This window comes from Aeromonas sp. Marseille-Q5825, from assembly GCF_946892685.1.
In the GTDB taxonomy this organism is placed as follows: domain Bacteria; phylum Pseudomonadota; class Gammaproteobacteria; order Enterobacterales; family Aeromonadaceae; genus Aeromonas; species Aeromonas rivipollensis.
On record NZ_CAMPOU010000004.1, the window covers coordinates 358,934 to 371,405 of the forward strand.

Below are 12,472 nucleotides of genomic sequence, written 5' to 3' on the forward strand. Positions count from 1 at the left end.
CTCAATCGCGTACGTAGATCACTTCGACGCCGTCGTCGTCTTCGTCATCCCAGTCGTCGTCCTCGTCCAGCGCCTCATCGAAGGCCTTGGAGGCTGCCAGGGCTTCCGCCTCGGCCTGGGCCAGCTGGTTCTTGTGGTAGTCATCCCACTTGAACTCCACCTTCTCGATGGCGGCCTTGGCATCGGCTTCCAGCTGACGGGGCATGGTGTCCAGCAGATCCAGAATGTCGTAGCAGACCTTCTTGGTGCCTTCCTTGCTGATGGCGGTGATCTGGTAGACAGGGCCTTCGTAGGCCAGCGCGGCCTTGACTCTGTCCATCACTTCCTGGGCTTCTTCTTCCAGGATCAGATCCATCTTGTTGAACACCAGCCAGCGCGGTTTGCCTGCCAGCTCGGGGCTGTACTTCTCCAGCTCCCGGACTATGGTCACGGCATTCTCAGCCGGATCGGAACCGTCAACCGGGCAGATATCCACCAGGTGGATCAGCACACGGCAACGCTCCAGGTGCTTGAGGAAGCGGATACCGAGGCCAGCGCCTTCGGCAGCACCTTCGATCAGACCGGGGATATCGGCGATGACGAAGGAGCGGGAGTTCTCCCCACGCACCACGCCCAGGTTCGGCACCAGGGTAGTGAAGGGATAGTCGGCCACTTTCGGGCGGGCGGCAGAGACGGCGCGAATGAAGGTGGACTTGCCCGCGTTGGGCAGACCCAGCATGCCGACGTCCGCCAGCAGCAGCAGTTCCAGCTTCAGGGTGCGAACTTCCCCCGGGGTACCGTTGCTCTTCTGATAGGGGGCGCGGTTGACCGAGCTCTTGAAACGGGTGTTGCCAAGGCCGTGGAAACCGCCCTTGGCGACCAGCAGCTTCTGGCCGTGGGTGGTCAGATCCCCCAGCAGTTCACCGGTATCTTCATCGCTGGCGCGGGTACCGACCGGGACGCGCAGGGTGCGATCCTTGCCGCGACGGCCGGTACAGTTGGCGCTCTGGCCGTTCTCGCCACGCTCGGCGGCATGGAAACGTTCGAAACGGTAGTCGATCAGGGTGTTCAGGTTCTCGTCGGCGATCAGATAGACATCACCGCCGTCACCACCATCACCGCCGTCCGGACCACCGTTCGGGATGTACTTTTCACGGCGAAAGCTCACACAACCGTTACCACCGTCACCGGCATCGACTCGAATCTGGACTTCATCAACAAACTTCATAGGTAACCGTCACCTTAATTCGAAAAACCGATACGCAATTATAGTGGTACAGGCCCCTTGGGGCGAGACGCAACTGGCCGATGAGGCCCGTCTGCGCCGGCTCATCCGCGTGCCGTTTTTTCGTCAAACTCATCAGAAAAACAAAAGCCCCGCCTGTTGGCGGGGCTTCGGATCCTTGCGGTCCGTAATTACTCAGCAATGATGCTGACGTACTTACGATTCAGCGGACCTTTAACTTCGAACAGGATCTTGCCAGTCGCTTTCGCGTACAGGGTGTGATCCGTGCCCAGGCCAACGTTGGTGCCAGCGTGGAATTTGGTACCACGTTGACGAACGATGATGCTGCCTGCCAGAACTGTTTCGCCGCCGAAACGCTTAACGCCAAGGCGTTTAGCTTCAGAATCGCGACCGTTGCGGGATGAACCGCCAGCTTTTTTATGTGCCATTTATCGGACTCCTCTAATTAAGCGCTGATGCCAGTGATTTTGACTTCAGTGAACCACTGACGGTGGCCCGCTTGCTTACGATGGTGCTTACGACGACGGAACTTGACGATAGTCACTTTCTCGCCACGGCCGTGAGCCACAACTTCAGCTACAACCTTGCCACCTTCAACGAAAGGAGCACCTACTTTAAAAGTGTCGCCTGCAGCAACCATCAGAACTTCGTTGAAGTCGATGGTAGCGCCAGTCTCAACGTTCAGCTTTTCCAGACGAACGATTTGACCTTCGGCCACACGGTGTTGTTTTCCGCCGCTTTGGAATACCGCGTACATTTGATTAACTCCGTAAAGGCGTGTCTTTTGCTCAAGGCCAGACACGCGCAAAAACCTATAACAATGGGCGGGCATTCTACGCAGAACGATTTGCCTAGGCAAGGCCAATTTAGCAAAAAGTTTATTTTGTGCGCATATCTGCCGCCGTGAATAAACGCTTAACTGTAACCCATTGTGAAATCGTGTAGAATCCCCGCCATTGCTAAAAACGCAGTAATTGCTGCCGTCACGTTACGAGACTTATGGACCAACAGACTATCCGTGCGCTCTGTGCCGCCGACATGACGGCGGTCAATGAACTGATCCTGGCCAGACTCCAGTCCGATGTCAGCCTGATCAACCAGCTGGGTTTCTACATTGTCAGTGCAGGCGGAAAACGGATGCGCCCCATGCTGACGGTAATGGCCGCCCGCGCACTGGGGTACCAAGGTCAGGACCATCTCAAGCTCGCCGCCATCATCGAATTCATTCATACCTCTACCCTGCTGCATGACGACGTGGTCGATGAATCCGACCTGCGCCGCGGCCGGGAGACCGCCAATGCGCTGTTCGGCAACGCCGCCAGCGTCCTGGTCGGTGACTACCTCTACAGCCGCTCTTTCCAGATGATGAGCGAGCTCTCCAACTTGCGGGTGATGGAAATCCTGTCGGATGCCACCAACACCATAGCCGAGGGGGAAGTGCTGCAGTTGATGAACTGCAACGATCCGGACACCACGGAAGAGAGCTACATGACGGTCATCTACTGCAAGACCGCCAAGCTGTTTGAAGCCGCCACCCGCCTCGCCGCCGTGCTGACCCATCAGCCCGAGCCCGTCGAACAGGCCATGACCGACTACGGCAAGTACCTGGGCACCGCCTTCCAGATCATCGACGACGTCATGGATTACTGCTCCCAGAGCGATGAGATGGGCAAGAACGTCGGTGACGACCTGGCCGAAGGCAAGCCCACCCTGCCACTGCTGCGCGCCATGGCCGTGGGCACCCCGGAAGAGCGTCAGCTCATCCGCGACGCCATCGAGCACCGCAACGGCATGGAGCATCTCGACCGCATCCTGGCCATCCTGGATAGCACCGGTGCCCTGGAGTACTCCCGCGAGCGGGCCCGGGAAGAGGCCGACAAGGCCATTGCCGCCCTCGCCATCCTGCCGGACTCCCAGCACAGGCAGGCGCTGGAGACCCTGGCCCAGATGGCGGTACAGCGCAGCGCCTGAGTCAATGTGTCAGCATCCAAGAAAAAAGAGGCCATAGGCCTCTTTTTTATGGTCTGCGTTTTGCTCTCAGGCGCTGTATTGACTGCTCAATGGGCCAGCGCCCAGAGGATGACGGCCCCCGCCACCACCAGACAACCGCCGATGCGACGCAACTGCTCCGGCGGCTGATCGCTCATCAGTCTCAGCATCTGTTGCCAGGCCCTCGGCGCCAGCAAGGGGCCCAGCCCCTCGAACAGCAGCAACAGCCCCACTCCCATCAAGATGGCTGTCAGCATGACTCCTCCTGCCCTCTGGGCCCTTGTCTCATCAAGCAAAAGGGCCTGAATCATCAGGCCCTTTGGGTTATGGCGCTATGCCTGCTTACTGCTTGTCACCGTGAGGCGACTTGAGGTAGCGGAAGAACTCGCTGTCAGGCTTCAAGACCATGAGGTCGTTGCCGCCGGCGAAGCTCTTGCGATAGGCCTCCATGCTACGCACGAAGCTGAAGAACTCGGGGTCCTTCTTGTAGCTGTCGGCATAGATCTTGGCGGCTTCGGCATCCCCTTCACCACGCAGCTGACGCGCATTACTCTCGGCGTCGGCGATCATGACGGTGACCTTGCGGTCGATGTCGGCACGCAGGATCTCGGCCTGCTCGCGGCCCTGGGAGCGGTGCTCACGGGCTACTGCAGTCCGCTCGGCACGCATCCGCTGATAGATGGAGCTGGAGACTTCCACCGGCAGGTTGATCTGCTTGATGCGCACATCCACCACCTTGATGCCGAGCTCGGAGGAGCGAGCCATCTTCATCAGGGCATCTTCCATCACGGTACTGCGCTCACCGGAGACTATGTCCTTGATGGTACGGTTACCGATCTCGGAACGCAGACCGTTGTTGATCTTGCGCTTGAGCAGGTCTTCGGCCTGGATCTTGTTGCCACCGCCGGTCGCCAGATAGTACTTGGAGAAGTCCTCGATCTTCCACTTCACGTAGGAGTCGATGATGAGGTCTTTCTTCTCTGAGGTGACGAAGCGATCCGCCTGGCCTTCCAGAGTCTGGATGCGGGCATCCATCTTGCGAACCTGGTCGATGAGCGGCACCTTGAAGTGCAGGCCCGGCTCATAGAGGCGGGGCTCACCGGAGTCAACCCGCTTCACCTTGCCAAACTGCACCACTATGCCCTTCTGACCTTCATCGACGATGAAGACGGAAGAGAAGCAGACCATGGCGGCCACAGCGATGACACCAATAGCTATTTTCTTCATCTATTAGTTTCTCCCTGTGCTGAAACGGTCACCGCCACGCAGCGGGGTCGGAGTGGAATTGGCCCCTTCGTTGGACGGCTGGGCCGGCTCCACCGCAGGTGTGCCCGCCGGACGCGCCGGTTGCACGGCATTTGCCTTGCCGGAGAGCTTGTCGAGCGGCAGGTAGATCATGCTGTTGTTGCCAGCAGGCATGTCGACCAGCACCTTGTTGGCTTGCTGATAGAGCTCTTCCATGGTTTCCAGGTAGATACGCTCACGAGTCAACTCGGGGGCGGACTGGTACTGGGGCAGCAGCTCGTTGAAGCGCGCGACTTCACCCTTGGCCTTCAGCACGATCTGGGACTTGTAGCCTTCGGCTTCCTGTTCCAGACGCTTGACCTGACCACGGGCCTTGGGCTCGACTTCACGGGCATAGGCTTCCGCTTCACGGATGAAGCGCTGTTCATCTTCCTGGGCGGAGATGGCGTCATCGAAGGCGTCTTTCACCTCTTCCGGCGGACGCGCCGGCAGGAAGTTGACGTCGACGATCTGCAGACCCATCTGGTAGGGCTCTATGATGCCATCGATCACCTGCCAGGTCTCCTGACGGACTTTTTCCCGACCCGTGGTCAGGACATCATCCATCTTGGTGTGACCCACCACGTAGCGCAGGGCGCTGTCGGTGGCCTGGCTCAGACTCTCGTCGGCATTGGTGACGCTGAACAGATACTGCTCGGGATCGACCACGCGGTACTGCACGTCCATCTCGACCCGGACCACGTTCTCATCCTGGGTCAGCATGAAGCCGGAGGCAGGCAGGGAGCGCACCGATTCCACATCCACCGGGATCACCCGATCGATGAAGGTCGGCTTCCAGCGCAGACCCGGATCCACGTTATGGGAGTACTCCCCAAAACGCAGCACCACGCCCCGCTCGGCTTCGCGAATGGTGTAGAAGCCGCTGACGACCCACACCACCACGGCCACCACCAAGGCGATGGAGAGGCCAAACTTGCCCACATCACCACCCGATTTGCCACCACCGAACAGGCCACCGAAACGACGGCTCACCTTGCGCAGCATCTCATCCAGATCAGGGGGTCCCTGATTCTTGCCGTTGTTCCCCCAAGGGTCACGGTCTTTGCCGTTGTTACCAGGCTCATTCCAAGCCATCAGCGTCTCCATTAATACATGCGGATGGATATCATCTCTATCGGACCATCAACCCTTGACGAAGTCTGTCTTCATCGCCGGATCAATGTCTGATAAAGCGTTGTAAACTCTCACCTTCTTGTTTCATGAGGCGGTTCCAGTCGGCAAGCTGCAAGCGTACCTCCAGGACAAAATCCCCCTCCTCGCTGAAACCTTCCTGCTCGATGCCTTTCAGCCGATAGAGCGCACTGCGCAATCTCGCGGCCGAGGGCGGCAACTGCAGGGTGTGATGGACCATGGATCCGGCCAGCAGTTCAGTCAGGGCCTGGAACAGGTATTCACTGCCTTCACCTGTCTGGGCCGACAGCCAGACCCGCTGCGGGCGCCCTTCGTCATCCCGCTCCAGACCGGCCGGACGATCGGTCAGCTTGTCGATCTTGTTGCAGATCATCAGCTGGGGGCGGTCGTCCGCCTCGATCTCGGCCAAAACGGTCTGCACCGAATCGACATTCTCCTGCATCTGCTCATCGGCACAGTCCACGACGTGCAGCAGCAGGTCCGCTTCGCGGGTCTCCTGCAGCGTCGCCTTGAAGGCCGCGACCAGATCATGGGGCAAGTGCCGAATAAATCCAACTGTATCCGCCAGGATCACATCACCCACATCCTGGATCACCAATTTACGCAGGGTGGGATCCAGAGTTGCGAACAATTGGTCGGCAGCATACACGCTGGCATCTGTAAGTTGGTTGAACAAAGTGGACTTTCCGGCGTTGGTGTAGCCCACCAGCGACACGGTCGGCACCTCGTTGCGGTTACGGGCGCGACGGCCCTGCTCCCGCTGCTTCGCCACCTTGTCGAGCCGACGCAAAATCGCCTTGATGCGCTCTCGCAGCAGGCGTCGGTCGGTTTCAAGCTGGGTTTCACCCGGGCCGCGCAGACCTATGCCGCCCTTCTGACGCTCGAGGTGGGTCCAGCCTCGCACCAGGCGAGTAGAAAGATGGCGTAATTGGGCCAGTTCGACCTGCAACTTGCCTTCGTGGGTACGGGCGCGCTGGGCGAAGATATCGAGGATGAGGCCTGTCCTGTCCACCACACGGCACTGGAACAGACGCTCCAGGTTGCGTTCCTGGGCAGGAGTCAGGGCATGGTTGAAGATGACCACGTCCGCGCCCAGCATCTGGACCTGGGACGCGATCTCTTCCGCCTTGCCGCTGCCGACAAAATATTTGGCACTGGGCGCGCTGCGACTGGTGGTGATCACCCCCAGCGCATTGACCCCGGCCGAGCTCACCAGCATCTTGAGCTCGTCCAGATCCTCCCGCTCACCCTCATCGCTGAAGTTGACATGTACCAGAACGGCCTGTTCACCAGCTTCGTAACGGTCAAACAAGCGCTTGCTCCTTGACAGGTATCATGATGATTCTGAGTTGGCGAGTGGGCTCGCCGCGGGATATCACGCCTCGGCTTCACCCTGCTCTTCACCGGCGGCGCCCGGGGCGTGCTGGTGATGGTTGACGGCACGGGCCGGCACCACGGTGGAAATGGCGTGCTTGTAGACCATCTGGCTCACGGTGTTCTTCAGCAAAATGACAAACTGGTCAAACGATTCGATCTGACCCTGCAGTTTGATGCCGTTCACCAAATAGATAGAAACAGGAATCCGCTCACGGCGCAGCGCATTCAAAAACGGGTCTTGGAGAGATTGCCCCTTAGCCATCTTTCTTTTCCTTATAGTTTGTTGTTTTTAAACACCGGATATCAATATAACAACCTGATTATACAGGGAGTGTCAAGCCGCACCAGCTCGGGCGACCACCCTGGCCACATTGCCAGACTCACCAGATTCCAACCAGGTCAGGTCGGGCCAGCCACGCAACCAGGTCATCTGGCGCTTGGCCAGCTGACGGGTGGCAACGATGCCACGATAACGCATCTCATCATATCCCACTTCCCCTGCCAGGTAGTCCCACATTTGGCGGTAGCCAACGCAACGAATAGCTGGCAGATCCGGGTGAAGATCACCCCGCTCATAGAGCGCCCTGACCTCCTGTTCGAACTCCCCCAGCAGCATCTTGTCGAAACGCAGCTCGATGCGCTGATGCAGCACGGCGCGATCGGAGGGGGCGATGGCAAACTGGTGCACCCGGTAGGGCAAGCCTTCCCCCTGCACCTGGGTCAGCTCGGTGAGGGTCTTGCCGCTGATGCGATAGACCTCGAGCGCCCGGCTGAGCCGCTGAGGGTCGTTGGGGTGGATGCGGGCGCCGGCCACAGGATCGATGCGAACCAGCTCATCGTGCAGGGCTTGCCAGCCGAGGCGAGCGGCCTCTGCCTCAATCCCGGCGCGAATGGTCGGATCGGCGGAGGGCAGCGGAGAGAGCCCCTCCAGCAGCGCCTTGAAGTAGAGCATGGTGCCCCCCACCAGCAGCGGGATGCGGCCGCGGTCGGCGATCTCTTTCATCTCGCGCAGGGCATCGCGGCAGAAATCCGCCGCCGAATAGCTCATGGCCGGGTCCAGGATGTCGATCAGGCGATGAGGGGCCTGGGCCAGCTCGGCGGCAGTCGGCTTGGCGGTGCCAATGTCCATGCCGCGATAGATGAGCGCGGAGTCCACGCTGATGATGTCGCAGGGCAGGGCCTGACACAGAGCGATGGCGAGATCCGTCTTGCCGGAGGCCGTCGGCCCCATCAGAAAAATTGCAGTCGGCAAGTCAGCCACTTTCATGTTCCTCTGGCACGGTCGCCCCGTCGGGAGGCGCCCCATGCAAATAGCTATCAATGGATTGAAGAGGTCAGCCCCGGCGGTTCAATCGCCCCGTGCAAACCCCTCCAGCACGGCCGCCAACGACAGAGGGCGCACCATGCGAATGTCTGCCAGTTGGTCACTGAAATCGGTCACAAGTTCCGTCAGCAGCCGGCTGGCCGTTGAAAAATCATATATTTTCTCGGTGCTTATCCCCTGCTCCACCAGCCACTGGCATAGTACTTCAGCCTGCTGGTCGGCATCACTGTCAGATCCGCTCTCGATCAATTGCAGCAATTCGGGTAAGAGACGCACCAGATCGGTCTGGCGCAGCAAAGCGGGCACCCGAGTCAGGATCATGGTGTCGCGCCCCCCGCTTTTCAACTCCAGCCCCATGCGTTTGAGCAAACGTTCCTGCTCCTCCGCCAGCGCAATCAGGTTCTTTGGCAGCTTGAAGGAGACCGGCAGCAGCAGGGGTTGCGCCGCCAGCCCCTGGCCCCAGGTCTCCAGCAGCCAGTGGCGCAGCAGCACCCGCTCGGCCCGCACCAGGGAGAGCAGCGCCAGTTGCCCCTCCCGCTCGATCAGCAGATAGGCCTGCTCCACCAGAGTCAGGGCGCGAACCCCCTGGGGCGACGGACCGGCCGGGGTGACGGGAGCAGCCTGAGACGCCTCCCCCACCACCGGCAATGTGGTGAGCAGGGCGCCCATGCCGCGCATCGCCTCCCGGCTGGGGGGCTCGGGGGGCTGGTAGTTGCCCGCGCGGCCTGCACCTTCGCGCACGGCACCGCCATCCCGCGTCTGGGCGGGGGCTCTATAGCTGTGCTCGGCGCCATACCACTCGGGGCGCGGCGCCTGGCCGGGATACTCTATCTGCGGGCTGGTCGGCAGCTCGACCAGGCTCTCGGCCAGCGGCTCGTCCTGCTCGCTGGCTCCCGCCCCTTCCTGGCGCAGGGCGGTAAAGAGCGCCTGGAAGATAAAGTCGTGGATGAGCCGCGCCTGATGGAAACGCACTTCGTGCTTGGCGGGATGAACGTTCACATCCACCTGACGGGGATCCAGCTCTATGTAGAGCACATAGGCGGCGAAGCTGCCGGCGGGCAGCAGCTCGTCATAGGCCTGGCGGATGGCGTGGTTGATGAGCTTGTCGCGCATCATGCGTCCGTTCACATAGGTATATTGCAGATCGTTTTGCGGTCTGGCCCCCGCGGGCAGCGCCAGCCAGCCCCACAGACGCACGTCGCTGTGCTCGCTCTCCACCGCCAGCGCGTGGTGCATGAAGGGGGTGCCGCAGACGGCGGCGAGGCGACGCTCCTGCTCAGGCACCGTATTGGCGACCTTGTACTGGCGCACCACCTTGCCGTTATGGCGCAGGATCAGGGTGATGTCGAAGCGGGAGAGCGCGATACGGCGCACCAGCTCGTCGATGTGGGCAAACTCTGTCTTCTCGCTGCGCATGAACTTGCGCCGCGCGGGCGTATTGAAGAAGAGATCCACCACCTCCACCGTGGTGCCCACCGGATGTGCCGCCGGCTTGACGGTGACGCTCATCTCGCGTCCCTGCGCCTCGGCCTGCCAGGCTTCGGACTGCTCCGCGGTGCGGGAGGTGAAGGTGAGACGGGAGACAGAGCTGATGGAGGCGAGCGCCTCGCCGCGAAAGCCGAGGCTGTTGATCCCTTCCAGGTCATCCAGGGTCGCCACCTTGGAGGTCGCGTGCCGTGACAGCGCCAGCACCAGCTCGTCCCTGGCGACACCGCTGCCGTTGTCACGGATGCGGATCAGCTTGGCGCCCCCCTTGTCGATGTCGATCTCGACCCGGTCGGCCCCCGCATCCAGGCTGTTTTCCACCAGCTCCTTCACCACAGAGGAGGGCCGCTCAACTACCTCGCCGGCAGCAATCTGGTTGGCCAGGATAGGAGGCAATATACGGATCGGCATGGCTGACTCCTGCTTTTTAACCTTGGGGATCTAGGTTGGTGCTGAGCGAAGCCCAACATGGAAAAGATGAACACATCAACCTCACCCAGCCCTCCTCTCATAAGGAGAGGGAGCACAAGACTCCCCCCTTTGAAGGGGGCGGCTGGGAGGGGGTTAACCCAATGACAACAGTGTTTTCGATGGGCTATCCACCCGAACCATCACTAAAACAGCCCATTTATTTCGGGATATAGAGCACCTGCCCTATCTGGATATCCCGTGACTTGAGCTTGTTGATCTCCACCAGCCGCGCCTGGCTCACGCCGTGCTTCTCGGCGAGGCGGGAGAGGCTCTGGCCGCGGGTGACCACGTGGCGGATCATCTGGGACTTGTCGTCGCTCTGCACGCTTGCGACCGGCACGCTCGGCTCCTTGGCCGCCACCTTGTAGGGTTTGATCACCCCGGCACCGGAGGCGCTGCCGACGCTGCTGACCGGGGCGCCGCCATCACTGCTGCGGCTCGGCACTGTCGCCGGCATCCGGTTGGTCACCTGCTGCCGGGGCGCGGGGGCAACCGCCGCCTTTTTCGCCGCGGGCTGGCTGGCGCTGGCCACTCGCTGCCCCTTGCCCGTCATCATGGGGCCCTTGGTCGGGTGGCTGCGATAGTAGCTGCGGATCCCCTCGAAGATGGCCCGGGCCAGCTGATCCTGGTAGCTGGCAGTGGCCAGCAGCTTCTCTTCCGCATGGTTGGAGATGAAGCCGGTTTCCACCAGCACGGAGGGAATGTCCGGCGCCTTGAGCACCGCCAGGCTGGCGTGCTCCGGTGCCTTCTTGTGCAGCCGGGCAACCCGTCCCATGGAGCGCAGTATCTGGCGACTCACCTCATAGCCCTCGGCCCTGGACTTGTCCATGGAGAGATCGAGGAAGGTCTGCGCCAGATAGGGATTGGGGTCGGATTCGGCCAATACCTTGCCCACCCCGCCCAGCAGTTCCCCCTGCTTCTCCTGCTTCTCCAGCCAGCTGCCCATCTCGCGGTTGGCGCGATTGGTCGACAGCACCCAGACCGAGGCGCCGCGCGGCGTGGAGTTGTGGAAGCTGTCCGCATGCACGGACACCAGCAGATCCGCCTTGGCCTTGCGGGCGATTTCGGAGCGCTTGTTGAGGTCGACGAAGTAGTCACCACGACGGGTCATCACGGCACGCATGCCCGGCTCGCGGTCGATCAGCGCCGCCAGCTTCTGAGACACCGACAGGGTCACCCGTTTCTCGTAGGTGCGGCGCGGGCCTATGGAGCCGGGATCTTCCCCGCCATGGCCCGGATCGATGGCGATGACGATGGCCTTGCCCTGACCGCCGACGGGAGCGGGCTGCGCCGTGGCGCCCCCTTTCTCTTCATAGGGCAGATCGATCACCAGGCGATGGCCATAGGGGCCGGCCGGGGCCAGCGGGAACACCACCGGCTTGATGGCGGAGCTGAGATCCAGCACCAGACGCATGCTGCCCTTCTCGAGGGGCGTGCTCTCGCGGATCTTGCGCACCAGCTCGCTCTTGTTCTCGATGCGAGCCAGGTTGGCGGCGTTGCTCGCCCCCTTGAGATCGATCACCAGGCGACTCGGGCCGCTCAGGGTGAAGTAGTTGAAATTGGGGGCGCTGCTCATGTCGAGCACCACCCGGGTATTATCCGGCGATGGCCAGACCCGCACACTCTTGAGCTGATTCGCCCAGGAGGGTAAGGCCATCAGGGAGAGGGCAATAACAAGGATCAAGCGCACTGAGATGACAACCGTTCCAGAATGGCTTCGCCAATAGCAGTGCGGGCCGCAATCAGGGCCTCGCGCTGCTCGCTCACATACGTCAGGGTAATCTCGAGATCGGGGGACGGCAGCCAGCCCTCCCCTTTCTCCGGCCACTCCACCAGACAGAGGGTGTCGGCGCCGAAATAGTCCCGAATGCCCATGAATTCCAGCTCTTCCGGATCCGCCAGTCGATAGAGATCGAAGTGATAGACCTGCCAGTCGGCCAGTTCATAGGGCTCCACCAGTGTATAGGTAGGACTCTTGACCTTGCCTTGATGGCCAAGCCCTTGCACCCAGCCGCGGGTCAGGGTGGTCTTGCCGGCCCCGAGGGCGCCGTGCAGAAATACGGTAGTGGCCTGCTGGCACGCCTGCGCCAGACGGCCACCCAGTGCCACAGTTGCTGCCTCGTCCGGCAGTGTCATCATCAAGGTTTTTGCCATGTTCTTCTTGT

Annotated in this window: 13 protein-coding genes; 1 reads left to right on the forward strand and 12 read right to left on the reverse strand. The window is 61.1% G+C overall.

Annotated elements, in window-relative coordinates; translation table 11 throughout:
- Position 1: 1 nt before the first annotated feature.
- From cgtA to rplU, 3 genes are all read right to left on the reverse strand, one after another.
- The gene (cgtA, locus tag OC537_RS12240; protein ID WP_005327243.1) at positions 2–1,207 is read right to left on the reverse strand and encodes an Obg family GTPase CgtA; all 1,206 of its coding nucleotides are present in this window, start codon (positions 1,205–1,207) and stop codon (positions 2–4) included.
- A gap of 188 nt (positions 1,208–1,395) precedes the next feature.
- Positions 1,396–1,653, reverse strand: a complete 258-nt coding sequence (rpmA, locus tag OC537_RS12245; protein ID WP_111912301.1) for a 50S ribosomal protein L27 — start codon at positions 1,651–1,653, stop codon at positions 1,396–1,398.
- A gap of 17 nt (positions 1,654–1,670) precedes the next feature.
- Complete coding sequence (gene rplU / locus OC537_RS12250; protein WP_005304210.1) at positions 1,671–1,982, reverse strand: 50S ribosomal protein L21; 312 nt, start codon at positions 1,980–1,982, stop codon at positions 1,671–1,673.
- 242 nt (positions 1,983–2,224) lie between these two features.
- Between rplU and ispB the strand changes: the two genes are divergently transcribed.
- Complete coding sequence (ispB, locus tag OC537_RS12255) at positions 2,225–3,196, forward strand: octaprenyl diphosphate synthase (protein WP_111912299.1); 972 nt, start codon at positions 2,225–2,227, stop codon at positions 3,194–3,196.
- 86 nt (positions 3,197–3,282) lie between these two features.
- Here the strand turns inward: ispB and OC537_RS12260 are convergent, their stop codons facing one another.
- The 9 genes from OC537_RS12260 to tsaE all read right to left on the reverse strand — a co-directional run bounded on the left by OC537_RS12260 (position 3,283) and on the right by tsaE (position 12,461).
- Positions 3,283–3,471, reverse strand: coding sequence for a DUF2065 domain-containing protein (locus OC537_RS12260; RefSeq protein ID WP_025328123.1), 189 nt, complete (start codon positions 3,469–3,471; stop codon positions 3,283–3,285).
- An 85-nt stretch (positions 3,472–3,556) separates the two neighbouring features.
- Positions 3,557–4,441, reverse strand: a complete 885-nt coding sequence (hflC, locus tag OC537_RS12265; RefSeq protein WP_106885927.1) for a protease modulator HflC — start codon at positions 4,439–4,441, stop codon at positions 3,557–3,559.
- A gap of 3 nt (positions 4,442–4,444) precedes the next feature.
- Positions 4,445–5,593 (reverse strand): FtsH protease activity modulator HflK, encoded by a 1,149-nt coding sequence (gene hflK / locus OC537_RS12270; protein WP_025328125.1) that lies wholly within the window; start codon positions 5,591–5,593, stop codon positions 4,445–4,447.
- 82 nt (positions 5,594–5,675) lie between these two features.
- Positions 5,676–6,962: a ribosome rescue GTPase HflX gene (hflX, locus tag OC537_RS12275; RefSeq protein ID WP_139435032.1), complete on the reverse strand. Its 1,287-nt coding sequence runs from the start codon at positions 6,960–6,962 to the stop codon at positions 5,676–5,678.
- Between the two features lie 63 nt (positions 6,963–7,025).
- Positions 7,026–7,289, reverse strand: coding sequence for an RNA chaperone Hfq (gene hfq, locus OC537_RS12280; protein WP_011704864.1), 264 nt, complete (start codon positions 7,287–7,289; stop codon positions 7,026–7,028).
- A 72-nt stretch (positions 7,290–7,361) separates the two neighbouring features.
- Positions 7,362–8,294: a tRNA (adenosine(37)-N6)-dimethylallyltransferase MiaA gene (gene miaA, locus OC537_RS12285; protein WP_262111606.1), complete on the reverse strand. Its 933-nt coding sequence runs from the start codon at positions 8,292–8,294 to the stop codon at positions 7,362–7,364.
- A gap of 81 nt (positions 8,295–8,375) precedes the next feature.
- Entirely contained in the window at positions 8,376–10,247 is a 1,872-nt protein-coding gene (mutL, locus tag OC537_RS12290) for a DNA mismatch repair endonuclease MutL (protein WP_262111607.1), read from the reverse strand.
- Positions 10,248–10,464: 217 nt separating this feature from the next.
- Positions 10,465–11,997: an N-acetylmuramoyl-L-alanine amidase gene (locus OC537_RS12295; protein ID WP_163138092.1), complete on the reverse strand. Its 1,533-nt coding sequence runs from the start codon at positions 11,995–11,997 to the stop codon at positions 10,465–10,467.
- Positions 11,988–12,461, reverse strand: coding sequence for a tRNA (adenosine(37)-N6)-threonylcarbamoyltransferase complex ATPase subunit type 1 TsaE (tsaE, locus tag OC537_RS12300; RefSeq protein WP_262111609.1), 474 nt, complete (start codon positions 12,459–12,461; stop codon positions 11,988–11,990). The genes OC537_RS12295 and tsaE overlap by 10 nt, the downstream gene beginning before the upstream one ends.
- Positions 12,462–12,472 lie beyond the last annotated feature (11 nt).

Coding starts and splice junctions, on each gene's coding strand:
- miaA (WP_262111606.1), bottom strand. CDS start 8,294: ATGAAAGTGGCTGACTTGCCGACTGCAATTTTTCTGATGGGGCCGACG.
- cgtA (WP_005327243.1), bottom strand. CDS start 1,207: ATGAAGTTTGTTGATGAAGTCCAGATTCGAGTCGATGCCGGTGACGGT.
- ispB (WP_111912299.1), top strand. CDS start 2,225: ATGGACCAACAGACTATCCGTGCGCTCTGTGCCGCCGACATGACGGCG.
- tsaE (WP_262111609.1), bottom strand. CDS start 12,461: ATGGCAAAAACCTTGATGATGACACTGCCGGACGAGGCAGCAACTGTG.
- hflK (WP_025328125.1), bottom strand. CDS start 5,593: ATGGCTTGGAATGAGCCTGGTAACAACGGCAAAGACCGTGACCCTTGG.
- mutL (WP_262111607.1), bottom strand. CDS start 10,247: ATGCCGATCCGTATATTGCCTCCTATCCTGGCCAACCAGATTGCTGCC.
- rplU (WP_005304210.1), bottom strand. CDS start 1,982: ATGTACGCGGTATTCCAAAGCGGCGGAAAACAACACCGTGTGGCCGAA.
- rpmA (WP_111912301.1), bottom strand. CDS start 1,653: ATGGCACATAAAAAAGCTGGCGGTTCATCCCGCAACGGTCGCGATTCT.
- OC537_RS12260 (WP_025328123.1), bottom strand. CDS start 3,471: ATGCTGACAGCCATCTTGATGGGAGTGGGGCTGTTGCTGCTGTTCGAG.
- hfq (WP_011704864.1), bottom strand. CDS start 7,289: ATGGCTAAGGGGCAATCTCTCCAAGACCCGTTTTTGAATGCGCTGCGC.
- hflC (WP_106885927.1), bottom strand. CDS start 4,441: ATGAAGAAAATAGCTATTGGTGTCATCGCTGTGGCCGCCATGGTCTGC.